Genomic DNA, 14,585 nt, shown 5'->3' with positions numbered 1-14,585 from the left:
GTCCGGCCTCGGCCCGCGACGGGCGGAGGGTGTCAGGTCCCTCCGGGCTCCACGGTTTGTCACCCCATGGACAGTCCTGCATCAGCGCCGGTTCGTGCCTCCACAGATCCAGGTTCAACGCCAGATCAGGGTCCTCGGCCGCGCGCAGCGATACAGTTTCCCGCTCGATCGCGCCCCGCCGCACGTCCGGGTCCTGGGCCCAGGACGCCTTCCCCACGCGACGGGACGGAGGGAAGTGTAAGCCGGGTTCGGAAGGGGGCGCACAGAAAGCCTCTAATCAGGACCGGGCGTTGAAATCGTTCAGGTCCTGGGGGGATGTGTTGATGGGTATGGGGTGTTTCCCTTCTCCCGCCCGAAGGCGGAACCCGATCACCCGCCCGGGCGGACGACCATGCAGGTGACGCGGCGGGCGTCGAGGGCTTCGCAGGCGCTGCGGGCGGCGGCTTCGGTCATCCCGGTGAAGCGCGAACGATGCCAGCCCGCTACGGCGACGACATTGCGTTCTGCGCTGGTGAACTGGGTCCGGAAGCGGCGGTTCACCTCTGTCAGCCAGTTGCGTGCCACGGTCGCGTCGCGGAAGGCGCCGACCTGGACCGACCAGCGGCCGGCGGGCGGGGTCGCGGCCCGCGCCGGGGGTGTTGCGGCCGGGCGGGGTGGGTTGGCGACGGTGCCGCGGGTCAGGCCGGAGGCGGACCCTGGGGGCGGGGCGACGCCGCCGTTGAGGCTGGCGGTCAGGTTGCCTGTTGCAGTCCCGGCCCTTGGCGGAGGGGCGACCTCTGCGCGCCGAACCGGCGGCGTGGCCGTGGGCTGGACCGGTGTAGCGTGGGTATAGCCGGGCGGCGACGGGGTGGGCTGGGACGTTGGCGTCGGCAGGGCGGTCCAGGCGATCGTGCTGGAGCCCTGGCCTTCCTCGACCTCTGCCGGAGCACCGTTAAGGGCCGCGTAGGCGACGGCTCCGCCGGTGTCGGGACCGCCGATGCCGAAGCCGCGCGCCTCGAAGAAGGTCTGGGCCGTCTGGATCCGCTCACCGGCCGCGCGTCGGGTCTCGACCTCGAAACCGGTATCCATCAGGGCGGCGACGTGGGCGTTTCGGGTCACGCTGGAGCGGCCGCCGAGAACGATGGTGATCACGCGTTTGCCGTTGCGCACCGCCGAGGCTGCGAGATTGTAGCCCGAGGCGTTGGTGAAGCCGGTCTTGATGCCGTCGTAGCCCTGTCCGCTGAGCAAGAGGCCGTTGGTATTGCGGTACTCGCGGCCCTGATAGTTCCAGTCGTGCAGGCCGAAGTAGCTGTAATATTGTGGATAATCCCGCATGATGGCGCGGGCCAGGATGGCGAGGTCGCGCGCCGAGGTCAGCTGGCGGCTGTCGGGCAGGCCGTTCGGATTGACGTAGCGGGTCTGGGTCATGCCGAGCTCTTCGGCCTTGAGGGTCGCCATGGCGGCAAAGCGGGCCTGGGAGCCGCCGATGTGTTCGGCGATGGCCATGGCCATGTCATTGGCGGACCGCACCGTGGTGGCGCGCATGGCGTCGTCGAGGCGGATGGTCTGGCCGGCGGCGAGGCCGAGCTTCGACGGCGGCTGTGAGGCGGCCAGCGGAGAGATGGTGAGGACGTCGTCGAGCGTTGCCGTACCCTTCTCCAGGGCCTCGAACGTCAGATAGAGGGTCATGACCTTGGTGACCGAGGCCGGATAGCGGCGGCTGTCGGCATGGCGGGCGAACAGGACCTCGCCCGTGCCGGCGTCGACGACGATGGCGGCGTAGCGGCTGTTCTCGCCTGACTGGGCCTGAACCCTGTTCCAGCCGAGCCCGGCGAGACCGACAACCAGGGTCAGCGCGCAGAGGCCTGCGATCAGGCGGCGGAATGGGGTCTTTCCGGTACGCATCATCGTCAAGCGAAGCCTCTCAATCCCGTGACGCGACGACGGCCCCCCGGCGCGACGCAAGTGATGAGTCTAGCATGGGGGACGCAGGTTTCAGGGTGGTTAAGCAGGTATCAACGCGGATTTGAACGCTCGAATCCTGACGCGCGAGCTTTGCTCCCGGGAAGGCTTCAGAGAGTGACCAACGTTCATATGGTGCAGTGCACAAAAACCCTTGACGCGTGTTCGCACTTGCATCATATGGCGTTCATCGAGCCCGGAATCGTCCGGGTGAGAGACACATTCAGGCGGGCCAACCGCCGTATCTGGTTCAGGAGAATTCCCATGGCTGACAGCGCCGAAACCGTGAAGAAGTCCATCGAACAGGCCACCGCGACCGCCAAGGTCCAGGGCGAGCAGTTCAAGGCCCAGGCCGAAAAGGTCCAGGCCGCCGGTACCCAAGCCCTGCGTGACGGCGTCGAGAAGACCTCGGCCACGATCGCCGAACTGTCGGCCCAGTCGAAGCAGAACCTCGAAGCCCTGACCGCTTCGGCCGCCGCCGCCCAGAAGGGCGCCGAGGCCCTGTCGGCCCAGGTCGTGTCCTACTCGAAGTCGAGCTGGGAAACCGGCGTCGCCGCCGCCCAGACGCTCTCGCAGGCCCGTTCGATCCAGGAGCTGATCGAGCTGCAGACCAACTTCGCCAAGTCGGCGATGGAAACCTACCTGTCGGAAGTCACCAAGATGACCGAGACCCTGACCGGTTCGGTCAAGGACAGCTTCAAGCCCATCAACGAGCGCGTCACCGCCTCGGTCGAGAAGTTCCAGGCCGCCCGCTAAGGCGCGAGCTGCTTTCAAAGTAGCGTAAGCTGAGGCCCCGGCGGAAACGCCGGGGCCTTTTGCGTGTCCGGCGCTCCGGGCCCGCTCCGGCGCGTGCCGAACGCCTCATCACGACAGCCGTGACTGGACGTGACTCCAAAACCGGCTGACACTTCCTACATAGCGTTTCGACTCCCCCGAAATGACGGACGACGATGCCAACCAAAAGGCCAGGTGAAGGACAGGATCAGGGCTTCGGCTCCGCCACCATCACCGAGACAAAGCCCAAGCTTCAGAAGCCCTCGCTCTATCGGGTGCTGATCCTGAACGACGACTACACGCCGATGGAATTCGTCGTCTATGTGCTGGAGCGGTTCTTCCAGAAGAGCCGCGAGGACGCGACCCGCATCATGCTGCATGTGCACCAGCATGGCGTCGGGGTGTGCGGCGTCTTCACCTACGAAGTGGCCGAAACCAAGGTCGCCCAGGTGGTCGAGACGGCGCGCCGTCACCAGCACCCGCTGCAATGCACTATGGAAAAAGACTGAGAGGATCTCCCCATGCCCTCGTTTTCACGTCCTCTCGAAGAGACTCTGCATCGCGCGGTCTCCTACGCCAATGAACGCCGCCACGAATATGCGACGCTCGAACACCTGCTTCTGGCCCTGATCGACGATCCCGACGCCTCGGCCGTGATGAAGGCCTGCAACGTCGAACTGGTCGCGCTGAAGACGGCGCTGACGCTCTATGTCGACACCGACCTGGCCGCGCTCGCCACCTCGGACGGCGAGGACGCCAAGCCGACCGCCGGCTTCCAGCGCGTGATCCAGCGCGCGGTGATCCACGTCCAGTCCTCGGGCCGTGAAGAGGTGTCCGGCGCCAATGTCCTGGTCGCCATCTTCTCCGAGCGCGAAAGCCACGCCGCCTATTTCCTGCAGGAGCAGGACATGACCCGCTATGACGCGGTCAACTATATCGCCCACGGCATCGCCAAGAAGGCGGGGATGAGCGAGCAGCGTCCGGCCAAGACCGCCGGCCAGAGCCCGGAAGAGGCGGAGGACGCCGCCGCCGCCAAGTCGGGCGGGGAAGCGCTGGAGGCCTATTGCGTCGACCTCAACGAGAAGTCGCGCAACGGCAAGATCGACCCCCTGATCGGTCGTCAGGCCGAGGTGGATCGCTCGATCCAGATTCTTTGCCGCCGGACCAAGAACAATCCGCTGCTGGTCGGCGAGCCCGGTGTCGGCAAGACCGCGATCGCCGAGGGCCTCGCCCGCAAGATCGTCAACCACGAGGTCCCCGCCGTGCTGGAAGGCGCGACCATCTACAGTCTCGACATGGGGGCGCTGCTGGCCGGCACCCGCTATCGCGGCGACTTCGAGGAACGGCTGAAACAGGTCGTCAAGGAGCTGGAGAACCACCCGAACGCGATCCTGTTCATCGACGAGATCCACACGGTGATCGGCGCGGGCGCGACCTCGGGCGGGGCGATGGACGCCTCCAACCTGCTCAAGCCCGCCCTGGCGTCGGGCACCCTGCGCTGCATGGGGTCGACGACCTACAAGGAGTATCGCCAGCATTTCGAGAAGGACCGCGCCCTGGTGCGTCGCTTCCAGAAGATCGACGTCAACGAGCCGACGGTCGAGGACACGGTGAAGATCCTGAAAGGGCTGAAGACCGCCTACGAGGGTCACCACAAGCTGCGCTACACCGATGCGGCGATCCGCTCGGCCGTTGAACTGTCGGCCCGCTACATGACCGACCGCAAACTGCCGGACAAGGCGATCGACGTGATCGACGAGGCGGGGGCGTCACAGATGCTGCTGCCCGAATCGAAGCGGAAGAAGGTCATCGGCCAGAAGGAGGTCGAGGCCGTCATCGCCAAGATGGCGCGCATCCCGCCGAAGTCGGTGTCCAAGTCCGACGTCGAGGGTCTGCGCGAACTGCAGTCGGACCTGAACCGGGCCGTCTTCGGCCAGGACGCGGCGATCGAACAGGTGGCCTCGGCCATGAAGCTGGCCCGCGCCGGCCTGCGCGATCCGCAGAAGCCGATCGGCTCCTTCCTGTTCGCCGGCCCGACCGGGGTCGGCAAGACCGAGGTCGCCAAGCAGCTGGCGTCGACGCTCGGCATCGAGATGCTGCGGTTCGACATGTCGGAATATATGGAGCGGCACACGGTCAGCCGCCTGATCGGCGCCCCTCCGGGCTATGTCGGCCATGACCAGGGCGGGCTTCTGACCGACGCCGTCGACCAGCACCCGCACGCCGTGGTCCTGCTGGACGAGATCGAGAAGGCCCACCCCGACGTCTATAACATCCTGCTCCAGGTCATGGACAACGGGATGCTGACGGACGCGGTCGGCAAGAAGGTCGATTTCAGGAACGTGGTCCTGATCATGACCACCAATGCCGGCGCCGCCGACAACGCCCGGGCCTCGATCGGTTTCGGTCGCGGCAAGGTCGAGGGCGAGGACGAGAAGGCCATCCAGCGCCTGTTCGCGCCGGAGTTCCGCAACCGTCTGGACGCGGTGGTCTCGTTCAAGGCCCTGCAGCCGGAGGTGATCCGTCAGGTGGTGACCAAGTTCGTGCTGCAGCTGGAAGCCCAACTGGCGGACCGCAACATCACCATCGAACTGACCGACGACGCCGCGGACTGGCTGGCCAAGAACGGCTTCGACGAACTGTACGGCGCGCGCCCCCTGGGCCGGGTCATCCAGGAGAACATCAAGAAGCCCCTGGCCGACGACATCCTGTTCGGACGCCTGACGCGCGGCGGCCATGTGAAGGTCGAGCTGGTCGACGGCAAGATCGTGTTCGACATCAAGCCCGCCTCGGGCGGACCGGTGAAAGAGACGATCGAAGGGGTGGCGGTCTAGGCAATCGGTCTCTCCCCCATTGGCGAATGCCGATGGGGGAGTGGATCGGCGCGATCAGCGCCGAGACGAGGGGGGCGACGCCGACGGCTGGAGCGGGGGGCGACAGCCGAGGCCGGAGATATCACCTCGCCCCCTCCACCACCCGCCAAGCGGCGGGCGGTCCCCCTCCCCATCGCCCAGGAGCGACGGGGAGGAGACTTTCAATCAGTAGCGACGGCGGCCCGAGCCGGCCATCAGGAAGGCGATGCCGGCGAGGATGCCGGTGGTCAGGAGCGGCTTGCGGCGGGCGAAGTCGAGGCCGGTCTTGACCGGGCCGCGCAGGTCTTCGGGGGCACGGTCGGACAGGGTTTCCAGCTTGTCGATGGCGCGGCCGTAGGCGTCGAGCGCCTTGCCCTTGACCTCGTCGAACCTGCCTTCGAGCTGGAGCTTCGTGTCGCCCGTGAGATTGCCGAGGCCGCTTTTCAGCCTGCCGCTCGCGCCGGTGGCGGCGCCTTCGATGCGTTCGTCGGTCATGGAAGAAATCCTTGCTGAGAGTGTGCCGGGGAGGCGTGTCGGGATAGCGCACATCAACCGCTACGGTTCCCCTGACGCGGGTGGTTGCGGGCAGGGCGCGGCGGCCCGATATTTGGACCTCGAAAGTGGCGAAACCGGGAACGACGAGATGCTGAGATTCATCCTGCAGGCGGTGGTGACGGCCCTGGGGCTGTGGCTGGCGGCCTGGCTGGTGCCCGGGGTGGAGTTCCTGTCGACCGGGTCTCTGATCGCGGCGGCGGTGTTGCTGGGACTGGTCAACGGTTTCGTGCGGCCGGTGCTGGTGTTCGTGACCTTCCCGCTGACCCTCATCACCTTCGGCCTGTTCCTGCTGGTCGTGAATGCCGCGACGATCGGGATCGTGGCGAGCCTGCTCGGCGGGTTCGTGGTCGACGGCCTGTGGGCGGGCGTGGGCGCGGCGGTCGTGACCGGGGTGGTCAGCTGGATCGCCGGTTCGATCATTTCCGACGACCGGCGTCCGAAGAGGGATTAACCCGGGCGATATTGACGGCAAGGTTTCGTCCGGGTAAAACATTCCTCGATTTCGAGGAGAGTCCGTCATGCCCGCCGCCACTGTTCAGTCCTGCACCGCCTTCGCCGGCCATCGGCGGATCGCGTCCGGCGCGCCGCGCGAGGTCGTCGGCGCGGTCAAGGCGGCGGTCGAGGCGGGCGAGAGCGTCCTGGTCTTTGACGACGCCGACGCGCGGCCGGTCGAGTTCGACCTGCGCGGCGACCTCGAGGCCGTGCTGGCGCGCCTTGCGCCGCCCGTCGAGGAGTCGAAGCGGGGGCCGGGGCGGCCGAAGCTGGGGGTGACGGCGCGCGAGGTCACCCTGTTGCCGCGTCACTGGGACTGGCTGGCCGGTCAGCCCGGCGGGGCGTCGGTGGCGTTGCGGAAACTGGTCGAGGGGGCGCTGCGCGAGGCCGAGGGACCGGACCGGGTCCGCAAGGGCCGGGAAGCCGCCTACCGCTTCATGACCGCCGTAGCAGGGGACCTGCCGGGCTATGAGGAGGCGACGCGGATGTTGTTCGCGGGGGATGCGGCGGGGTTCGAGGCGGCGCTGGCGGGATGGCCGGAGGGGGTGCGGGAGTATACGGGGGAGTTGGTCAGGTCCTGACCCCCAACACCGCACCTTAGCCACGATCACTGGATAACGCGGCCCTCCGCGTTCAGTCGGTCCGTCGATCGGACCACGCCGTAGCCACGGGGCAAGGCCGTCGGCCAGTCAACATCCAGAGGCGCGACCAGCCCTGGACAGGCGGTGTTTACGGCTCGGCGTTCGGAGTTGTTTTCGACGGTCGCTTCGGCCGAACCAGGAGCCCTGACGGTTGTGCTCCATCGGTTTCCATCCTCCCAGCCGGGTTCTCGCCAGAGGGTGTAGATGAAGAATGGTTGCGGCCCGCCGTCGATCATGGCGATGCCACAAAGGGCCTTGGCACCGGGAAGTCCCTCCGGCATCGGACGGTCATGGAATTCCAGGACCTCGGCACCGGGGATACGCTCACTAACCCGCGAGAGAAGGGCCTCGTCCGTCGGGCGCGGGGTCTGAGGGTCCGCGGCGATCGCCAGAATCGCGAGTCCGACGATCAGCATGCTCAACCCCAAGAAGAATCGTTACCCCACCTTCACCCGGGTCGCCGCCTCCGGCAAGTCTTCCCCGAACGCCCGCTGGTAGAACTCCGCGATGGTCGGACGTTCCAGCTCGTCGCACTTGTTGAGGAAGGTCAGGCGGAAGCTCAACCCGAGGTCGCCGCCGAAGATCGTCGCGTTCTGGGCCCAGGTGATGACGGTGCGGGGGCTCATGACGGTGGAGATGTCGCCGTTCATGAAGGCGTTGCGGGTCATGTCGGCGACGCGGACCATGGCGGCGATGGCGCGCTTGCCGTCGGCGGTGTTCCACTCGGGTGCCTTGGCGGCGACGATGTCGGCTTCCACGTCGTGGTCGAGGTAGTTCAGGGTGGTGACGATGTTCCAGCGGTCCATCTGACCCTGATTGATCTGCTGGGTGCCGTGATACAGGCCCGAGGTGTCGCCCAGACCGATGGTGTTGGTCGTGGCGAACAGGCGGAACCATTTGTTGGGGCGGATGACGCGGTTCTGGTCCAGCAGGGTCAGACGCCCCTGGGCCTCCAGCACGCGCTGGATGACGAACATCACATCGGGGCGACCGGCGTCGTATTCGTCGAAGCACAGAGCGATCGGGCGTTGCAGGGCCCAAGGCAGCATGCCCTCGCGGAACTCGGTGATCTGTTTGCCGTCCTTCAGGACGATGGCGTCCTTGCCGACCAGGTCGATACGGCTGACGTGGCTGTCCAGGTTCACCCGGATGGTCGGCCAGTTCAGCCTGGCCGCGACCTGTTCGATATGGGTCGACTTGCCGGTGCCGTGATAGCCCTGGACCATGACGCGACGGTCGAAGGCGAAGCCGGCGCAGATGGCCAGGGTCGTCTGCGGATCGAACCGGTAGGCCGGATCGGCCTCGGGCACATGGCTGTCGACCGTGTCGAAGACCGGCACGATCATGTCGGAATCGATGCCGAAGATCTCTCGCACGGAGACCTTGCGGTGGGGTTCGAACGTCAGCAGCGGATCGGGGGTCGCGTCGAGGGGGGAAGACATGAGCCTCATCTAGAGGCGCCGCGCGCGCGGCTCAACACGCGCGCGGCCCGGCGCGTCAGTTATTCCGCCGACAGGTCCACGTCGACGTTGCCGCGGGTGGCGTTGGAATAGGGGCAGACCTGATGGGCCGCCTCGATCAGGGCGTCGATGATCGCCTTGTCGAGGCCGTGGTCGGTGACCTTGATGGCGATGTCGAGGTTGAAGCCTTCGCCGCGCGTGTTCGGGCCGATGCCGACGGCGGTGTGGATCTTCGTGTCCGGACCGACCGGCGTGCCCGCCTTGCCCGAGACCAGACGCAGGGCGCCCATGTAGCAGGCGGCATAACCGGCGGCGAACAGCTGTTCCGGATTGGTGCCCGCGCCGCCCTTGCCGCCCATCTCGGCCGGAAGAGACAGCAGGACGTCGATCTTGCCGTCGTCGGTGGTCGAACGGCCTTCGTCGCGACCGCCGCCGGTGGAAACGGCGTGGGCCTTGTAGAGAATGTTCATCGGCAAGCTCCTGGATGTGGGGAGCCATAGATAGTCATTCCCTCTGCTTGCGGGAGAGGGGCGTCAGGCGGCCAGGCCCGCCTTTTTCAGCGTCTTGTAGGCCTTGATGACGCGCTGGAGCTTGGCTTCCGCGCCCCGGTCGCCCTGGTTCAGGTCGGGGTGGAAGCGTTTCAGCAGCTCGTGATAGCGCGCCTTGATGCCCGGCTTGTCGGTGCGCAGGTCGAGGTCGAGGTCGGCCAGGGCCTGGCGTTCCAGCTTGCCGATTCGCAGGCCTTCTTCCTCGCGCACCGCCTGTTCACGGACACGGCGGCCGAACAGGCCGAAACTGTCCTGCCAGGAGCCGGCGCCGGTGGTGTTGGCGGTGCCCATCTTGGAGGCGAAGGCGGCGGCCTCCCGGGAGTTCTTTCCGGCCTTCATCTCCCAGGTGGGACGGCCGCCGGTCATGGCCTCGTTTTCCTGGGCCGCGCGGACCTGGGCCTCGTTCATGCCGGCGTAGAAATTCCAGCCCTTGTTGTACTCGCCCGCGTGCGACTGGCAGAATTCATAGAAGTCGTTCAGCCGCTCGCGCGACTTGGGAGCCTTGGCCGTGGCGGCCTTGGTGCAGTCGGGCCAGTCGCACGGCTTTTCGCCGGGCTTGAGGCGCAGGACATCGGCCTCGGCCTCGGCGGCTTCGCCGGCCTTGGGCGGCTTGATCCGCATGTCCTTGAAACGGGGCTTGTAATCGAATGACGCTGGCATTGACCCCAGTGTAGGGTCGAATTGGTCACCATCAAGGAAACCCAGATGCCGGAAGGCCCCATCGCGTCGATTATGCGGGAAAAACTCATGGCTGCGTTCCAGCCGACACGGCTGGAGCTCGAAGACGACAGCGCAAGGCATGCCGGACACCATCATGAAGGCGGAATGGACGCCCGGCCCGGCGGCGAAAGCCACTTCAACCTGACCATCGTGTCAGAGGCCTTTGCGGGCGTCGGGCGGGTGCAAAGGCAGCGGGCGGTCAACGCCGTGCTGGCGCAGGAGCTGGCCGGGCCGGTCCATGCCCTGTCGATCAGGGCCCAAACCCCCGATGAAACCGGGGATTGAGGAAAAATCAGCGTTCACCTCGTCTTAGAAGGTTCGTCATAGCGTCACCTTGGTTCGTTTTTAGGACGTTGGGGGACGTATGGTCGGATCCGAGGACATCGGCAAAAGCCTCGACTCGGGTCGGTCGGCGGGAGTCAGCGCCAGCGAGGCCGCGCAGGCCCTGACCGCGATTCTGCAGACCCAGTATCTGCGTTACGTCATCATCGGCAGTTGGGCGATCGGCCTGCTGGGCACCGTCGGCTGGGTCCAGGGTCTCGTCTGGTTCATCGGCACGATCGGCGCCGGAGCCATCCGCGGCAAGTTCGAAAAGAGCATGGCCGGCCGGGTCGATGCGGGCTGGGGCCTGCTGTTCCCCGCCGTCGCCACTGTGACCACCGCAGCCTGGGCCTCCGCCCCGCTTATGGCCTGGTTCTCGCCCCATCCGTTCGGACAGCCCCTGGCCGTGGCCCTTCTGGTCAGCGGCTATGTGCTCGTCTTCGCCCAGCTTAGAAGCTCGCCGAAACAGGCGATCGTGATCTCGTCGCCCTATACGGTGGTGGCGCTGATCATCGCGGCCAGCCTGTGGGGCGGGCCGCTGTTCTGGCCCTTCCTGGCCATCATGCCCTTCACCTCGGCCGGCATGTTCGTGCTGGTGACGATGACCATGCTCCGCGAGGAGCGGATTCGCGCCTTCCAGGAGCATCAGGCCCACCTGATCGAGGAGCTCCAGGGCGCTCGCGACAAGGCCGACGCCGCCAACCAGGCCAAGTCGAACTTCCTCGGCGTCATCTCGCACGAGCTGCGCACGCCGATGAACGGGGTGCTGGGCGCGGCCCAGCTGCTCGGCGCGACCCGCCTGGAGGCCACGCAGCGGGAGTATCTGTCGATCATCCGCAACTCGGGCGACAACCTGCTGAGCCTGCTCAACGACATCCTCGACATGACCAAGATCGAGGCCGGCAAGATGACGTTCGAGATCATCGACGTTTCGCTCGATGATCTGCATCGCCGCGTTACGGGACCGTTCGCGGCCCAGGCCGAGGCCAAGGGGCTGGAATTCCGCTCCACCTTCGTCGGCGAAACCCCGGCGGTGGTGAAGGGTGATCCCCTGCGCGTCTGCCAGGTGCTCCAGAACCTGCTGTCGAACGCCGTGAAGTTCACCGACGCCGGCGTCATCGAGTTCCGTACCGAATCGACCCGGATCAACGACCGCCGCGTGGGCTTCGCCTTCTCGGTGACCGACAGTGGCTCGGGCATCGCCGAGGCCGATCTCGAACGCCTGTTCCAGCCCTTCACCCAGGCCGACGCCTCGTCGACGCGCCGGTTCGGCGGCACGGGTCTGGGCCTGACCATCGCGCGGCGTATGGCCAACATCATGGGCGGCGACATCACGGTGACCTCCGCGGTCGGCCGGGGATCGACCTTCACCCTCATGGTCGAGGCGGACGTGGTCGAATGGGACGCGGTGATCGAGGCGGAGGCCATCGACGCCGAGGTCGGCGACGGGGAGAGCCTGAACGTGCTGGTGGTCGAGGATCACCCGGTGAACCGCATGATCCTGGAGGCCTGGCTGGGCTCTGCGGGCCATTGCGTCGCCACGGCCGAGAATGGCCAGATCGCCGTCGATATGGCGAGCCAGCAACGGTTCGACCTGGTCATCATGGACGTCAACATGCCGGTCATGGACGGCCTGAGCGCGACCCGTCTGATCCGCACCCGCGGCTTGAACGCCGAGACGCCGATCGCCGTCCTGTCCGCCTCGGCGCGGAACGAGGACCACGCGGCGGGCCTGGAAGCCGGGGCGGACGCCTATCTGAACAAGCCGATCGACTTCGCCGCCCTGGCCCAGCTGATGCAGCGCGTGCGCGGCGGCCGGTCCGGTCTGCGGTCGCCGTCCGAAACGGGCGAAACCGCGGCGGCTGCATGAACCTCGGGTGAGCGGCGTCGTTCAGACGCGGCTCAAACGCGGACTTCTAGTGTGGGGGCAAGTCGGAAGTCCCCGACCATTAGGAGAGTTCGCCGTGAAGACATTCACCACAGCCGCCCTGGCCGCCCTGATCGCCGCCGGCTCCATGGGCGTCGCCTCGGCCGCCGACGCGCAGTCGCGCTACGAGCGCAACGACCGCCAGGAGCAGCGTCAGGACCGTCGTGACGATCGCCGCGATGATCGCCGTGACGATCGCTTGGACCGTCGTGACGACCGTCAGGAATGGCGCCAGGACAACCGTGACGACCGTCGCGAATATCGTCAGGACGTCCGGGCCTACGACCGCTGGCAGCGGTCGGAGCGTCGCTACAACGCCGGCCGCTACAGCCCGCCGCGCGGCTATCAGGTCAGGCAGTGGAGCTATGGCCAGCGGATCCCCAGCTACTATTCGCGCGGCTATGTCGTGAACGACTACAGCCGTTACGGCCTGCGCGCGCCGCCCCGCGGATACCACTATGTCCGCAGCGGCAATGACGTGGTCCTCGCCGCCGTCGCCGGGGGTCTGATCACCGCGGTTGTCGCCGGGCTGTTCAACTAGGAACAGGTCCGCGCCGAAAGCTTCGCCCCGGAGGGAGACCTCCGGGGCGTTTTCGCGTTTGATGGCGGTCCTGCCGTCACGAGGTTGAATGCGCGCTTTTGCCGAACTGCTGGACCGCCTGGCGTTGACCGGGTCGAGGAACGCCAAGCTGGTCTTGCTGAGGGACTATCTGCGCGCCACCCGCGATCCCGATCGGGGCTGGGCCCTGGCGGCCCTGACCGGCGAGCTGGTGTTCGACTCCGCCAAGCCGGCCATGATCAGGAAGGCCGTGGAGGCCCGGGTCGATCCGGTCCTGTTCGGCTGGTCCTATGACTATGTCGGGGATCTGGCGGAGACGGTCGCCCTGATCTGGCCGACCGATCCGGCGTACCGACCGAATCGGGAACCGGAACTGGGCGAGGTGGTCGATGCCCTTGCCAAGGCGAAGCGAGGCGAGGTCCAGGGGCTGATCGAGGGTTGGCTGGACGCCCTGGCGCCCAAGGGACGCTGGGCGTTGCTGAAGCTGGTGACCGGCGGGATGCGGGTCGGACTCTCGGCGCAGCTGGCGCGTACGGCGGTCGCCATGATGCGGCCGGAAACGGTCACTGAAGCGCCGGCGCCGGAGGGCGGGGAGGGGACGACGGGGCTGGAGCCGCTGACCGCCGCCGACATCGTCGAGGTCTGGCATGCGGTGAAGCCGCCCTTCGCCGAACTGTTTGCCTGGGTCGAGGGGCGGGCGGAACACCCGGACACCGAGTCGCCGGGCCGGTTCCGGCAGGTCATGCTGGCGGTCGCCATCGACGAGGCGGTGGATTTCGACAGGCTCGATCCCGCCGACTATGCCGCCGAATGGAAATGGGACGGCATCCGGGTTCAGGCGGTGCGCGAGGATGGCGTGGCGCGGCTCTATTCCCGGCATGGGGACGAGATCACCCATGCCTTCCCCGACCTGATGAACGCCCTGACCTTCGAGGGGGCGATCGACGGGGAGTTGCTGGTGGTTCGCGACGATGCGGTCGCGCCGTTCGGGGACCTGCAGCAGCGGCTGAACCGCAAGACCGTGGATGCGAAGCTGATGGCCGCCTATCCGGCATCCCTCTATGCCTACGATCTTCTGGGCGAGGCCGGTGAGGACCTGCGCGGTCTGCCGCTCAAGGCGCGTCGGGCGCGGCTCGAGGCGGTTGTGGCGGCGCATGCGGGCGAACGCCTGCATCTGTCGCCCGTGGTCGATTTCGACGGTTGGGAAGGCCTTGGCGTCCTGCGCGCGGACCCGCCGGTGGGGGCGGCGGCCGAAGGGTTGATGCTCAAGCGCTGGGACAGTCCCTATGTCGCCGGGCGTCCGAAGGGGCCGTGGTTCAAGTGGAAGCGCGATCCGCACATCGTCGACTGTGTGATGATGTACGCCCAGCGCGGGCACGGGAAACGGTCCAGCTTCTATTCCGACTTCACCTTCGGGGTCTGGACCTCCGATGGAACGCTGACGCCGGTGGGTAAGGCCTATTTCGGCTTTACCGACGAGGAGTTGAAACAGCTCGACAAATTCGTGCGCGATCACACGGTGGAACGGTTCGGCCCGGTGCGGTCGGTCAGGGCCGACCGGGATTTCGGCCTGGTTCTGGAGATCGCTTTCGAAGGCCTGCAGCGGTCGCCGCGGCACAAGTCAGGCGTGGCCATGCGGTTTCCGCGCGTCAGCCGCATCCGCTGGGACAAGCCGGCGCGGGAAGCCAATACGCTCGACGACGTGATGGACCTTCTCGACTCACTTGAGGGCGGCGGGGGGCGGGTGGCCAGATCGGCCTAGGACCAGGCGGGGTTCCAAATCGCACCTGAGGCG

General features: G+C 66.9%; 16 protein-coding genes. 9 read left to right on the top strand and 7 right to left on the bottom strand.

Features of this window, described 5'->3' with window-relative positions; translation table 11 throughout:
• Window positions 1-184, bottom strand: a 184-nt coding sequence (locus Q0044_RS09370) for a hypothetical protein (RefSeq protein WP_298161687.1), incomplete at its 3' end; no start/stop codon positions are given.
• Window positions 185-369: 185 nt separating this feature from the next.
• Complete coding sequence (locus Q0044_RS09365) at window positions 370-1,887, bottom strand: D-alanyl-D-alanine carboxypeptidase (RefSeq protein WP_298161717.1); 1,518 nt, start codon at window positions 1,885-1,887, stop codon at window positions 370-372.
• A gap of 318 nt (window positions 1,888-2,205) precedes the next feature.
• Here Q0044_RS09365 and phaP point away from each other — a divergent pair, with 318 nt between their 5' ends.
• The 3 genes from phaP to clpA all read left to right on the top strand — a co-directional run bounded on the left by phaP (window position 2,206) and on the right by clpA (window position 5,549).
• A complete protein-coding gene (phaP, locus tag Q0044_RS09360) occupies window positions 2,206-2,697 on the top strand; it encodes a phasin family protein (RefSeq protein ID WP_298161686.1) in 492 nt (163 codons plus the stop codon).
• A 194-nt stretch (window positions 2,698-2,891) separates the two neighbouring features.
• Window positions 2,892-3,224, top strand: coding sequence for an ATP-dependent Clp protease adapter ClpS (gene clpS, locus Q0044_RS09355; RefSeq protein WP_298161685.1), 333 nt, complete (start codon window positions 2,892-2,894; stop codon window positions 3,222-3,224).
• Window positions 3,225-3,236: 12 nt separating this feature from the next.
• Entirely contained in the window at window positions 3,237-5,549 is a 2,313-nt protein-coding gene (gene clpA / locus Q0044_RS09350; protein WP_298161684.1) for an ATP-dependent Clp protease ATP-binding subunit ClpA, read from the top strand.
• Between the two features lie 204 nt (window positions 5,550-5,753).
• On the opposite strand, the gene Q0044_RS09345 is transcribed toward clpA, so the two are convergent.
• Complete coding sequence (locus tag Q0044_RS09345) at window positions 5,754-6,062, bottom strand: CsbD family protein (protein WP_298161683.1); 309 nt, start codon at window positions 6,060-6,062, stop codon at window positions 5,754-5,756.
• A gap of 148 nt (window positions 6,063-6,210) precedes the next feature.
• Here Q0044_RS09345 and Q0044_RS09340 point away from each other — a divergent pair, with 148 nt between their 5' ends.
• Window positions 6,211-6,573, top strand: coding sequence for a phage holin family protein (locus Q0044_RS09340; protein WP_298161681.1), 363 nt, complete (start codon window positions 6,211-6,213; stop codon window positions 6,571-6,573).
• 67 nt (window positions 6,574-6,640) lie between these two features.
• Window positions 6,641-7,195: a DUF2239 family protein gene (locus tag Q0044_RS09335; protein ID WP_298161680.1), complete on the top strand. Its 555-nt coding sequence runs from the start codon at window positions 6,641-6,643 to the stop codon at window positions 7,193-7,195.
• A gap of 26 nt (window positions 7,196-7,221) precedes the next feature.
• Here the strand turns inward: Q0044_RS09335 and Q0044_RS09330 are convergent, their stop codons facing one another.
• The 4 genes from Q0044_RS09330 to Q0044_RS09315 all read right to left on the bottom strand — a co-directional run bounded on the left by Q0044_RS09330 (window position 7,222) and on the right by Q0044_RS09315 (window position 9,923).
• The gene (locus Q0044_RS09330) at window positions 7,222-7,671 is read right to left on the bottom strand and encodes a hypothetical protein (RefSeq protein WP_298161678.1); all 450 of its coding nucleotides are present in this window, start codon (window positions 7,669-7,671) and stop codon (window positions 7,222-7,224) included.
• Between the two features lie 21 nt (window positions 7,672-7,692).
• Window positions 7,693-8,697: a cobaltochelatase subunit CobS gene (cobS, locus tag Q0044_RS09325; RefSeq protein ID WP_298161677.1), complete on the bottom strand. Its 1,005-nt coding sequence runs from the start codon at window positions 8,695-8,697 to the stop codon at window positions 7,693-7,695.
• A gap of 59 nt (window positions 8,698-8,756) precedes the next feature.
• On the bottom strand, window positions 8,757-9,185 hold the full coding sequence (locus tag Q0044_RS09320; protein ID WP_298161676.1) for an organic hydroperoxide resistance protein: 429 nt from the start codon (window positions 9,183-9,185) through the stop codon (window positions 8,757-8,759).
• 63 nt (window positions 9,186-9,248) lie between these two features.
• Window positions 9,249-9,923 (bottom strand): J domain-containing protein, encoded by a 675-nt coding sequence (locus Q0044_RS09315; RefSeq protein WP_298161674.1) that lies wholly within the window; start codon window positions 9,921-9,923, stop codon window positions 9,249-9,251.
• Window positions 9,924-9,968: 45 nt separating this feature from the next.
• On the opposite strand from Q0044_RS09315, the gene Q0044_RS09310 reads away from it, so the two are divergent.
• The 4 genes from Q0044_RS09310 to Q0044_RS09295 all read left to right on the top strand — a co-directional run bounded on the left by Q0044_RS09310 (window position 9,969) and on the right by Q0044_RS09295 (window position 14,552).
• On the top strand, window positions 9,969-10,268 hold the full coding sequence (locus tag Q0044_RS09310) for a BolA family protein (RefSeq protein ID WP_298161672.1): 300 nt from the start codon (window positions 9,969-9,971) through the stop codon (window positions 10,266-10,268).
• A gap of 79 nt (window positions 10,269-10,347) precedes the next feature.
• Window positions 10,348-12,174: a response regulator gene (locus tag Q0044_RS09305; protein WP_298161670.1), complete on the top strand. Its 1,827-nt coding sequence runs from the start codon at window positions 10,348-10,350 to the stop codon at window positions 12,172-12,174.
• 94 nt (window positions 12,175-12,268) lie between these two features.
• Window positions 12,269-12,772, top strand: coding sequence for an RcnB family protein (locus tag Q0044_RS09300; RefSeq protein WP_298161668.1), 504 nt, complete (start codon window positions 12,269-12,271; stop codon window positions 12,770-12,772).
• An 88-nt stretch (window positions 12,773-12,860) separates the two neighbouring features.
• The gene (locus Q0044_RS09295) at window positions 12,861-14,552 is read left to right on the top strand and encodes a cisplatin damage response ATP-dependent DNA ligase (RefSeq protein ID WP_298161666.1); all 1,692 of its coding nucleotides are present in this window, start codon (window positions 12,861-12,863) and stop codon (window positions 14,550-14,552) included.
• The last annotated feature ends 33 nt before the right edge of the window (window positions 14,553-14,585 follow it).

The organism is Brevundimonas sp. (genome assembly GCF_027484365.1).
Classification (GTDB): domain Bacteria; phylum Pseudomonadota; class Alphaproteobacteria; order Caulobacterales; family Caulobacteraceae; genus Brevundimonas.
The sequence above is the reverse complement of the archived record's forward strand: the minus strand, read 5'-3'. Positions and strand labels throughout refer to the sequence as shown.

Excerpts from the sequence above, each read along its gene's own strand:
- Q0044_RS09295 (WP_298161666.1), top strand. The coding sequence starts at position 12,861 with ATGCGCGCTTTTGCCGAACTGCTGGACCGCCTGGCGTTGACCGGGTCG.
- Q0044_RS09315 (WP_298161674.1), bottom strand. The coding sequence starts at position 9,923 with ATGCCAGCGTCATTCGATTACAAGCCCCGTTTCAAGGACATGCGGATC.
- Q0044_RS09340 (WP_298161681.1), top strand. The coding sequence starts at position 6,211 with ATGCTGAGATTCATCCTGCAGGCGGTGGTGACGGCCCTGGGGCTGTGG.
- Q0044_RS09320 (WP_298161676.1), bottom strand. The coding sequence starts at position 9,185 with ATGAACATTCTCTACAAGGCCCACGCCGTTTCCACCGGCGGCGGTCGC.
- Q0044_RS09345 (WP_298161683.1), bottom strand. The coding sequence starts at position 6,062 with ATGACCGACGAACGCATCGAAGGCGCCGCCACCGGCGCGAGCGGCAGG.
- clpA (WP_298161684.1), top strand. The coding sequence starts at position 3,237 with ATGCCCTCGTTTTCACGTCCTCTCGAAGAGACTCTGCATCGCGCGGTC.
- Q0044_RS09310 (WP_298161672.1), top strand. The coding sequence starts at position 9,969 with ATGCCGGAAGGCCCCATCGCGTCGATTATGCGGGAAAAACTCATGGCT.
- clpS (WP_298161685.1), top strand. The coding sequence starts at position 2,892 with ATGCCAACCAAAAGGCCAGGTGAAGGACAGGATCAGGGCTTCGGCTCC.
- phaP (WP_298161686.1), top strand. The coding sequence starts at position 2,206 with ATGGCTGACAGCGCCGAAACCGTGAAGAAGTCCATCGAACAGGCCACC.
- cobS (WP_298161677.1), bottom strand. The coding sequence starts at position 8,697 with ATGTCTTCCCCCCTCGACGCGACCCCCGATCCGCTGCTGACGTTCGAA.
- Q0044_RS09330 (WP_298161678.1), bottom strand. The coding sequence starts at position 7,671 with ATGCTGATCGTCGGACTCGCGATTCTGGCGATCGCCGCGGACCCTCAG.
- Q0044_RS09305 (WP_298161670.1), top strand. The coding sequence starts at position 10,348 with ATGGTCGGATCCGAGGACATCGGCAAAAGCCTCGACTCGGGTCGGTCG.
- Q0044_RS09365 (WP_298161717.1), bottom strand. The coding sequence starts at position 1,887 with ATGATGCGTACCGGAAAGACCCCATTCCGCCGCCTGATCGCAGGCCTC.
- Q0044_RS09335 (WP_298161680.1), top strand. The coding sequence starts at position 6,641 with ATGCCCGCCGCCACTGTTCAGTCCTGCACCGCCTTCGCCGGCCATCGG.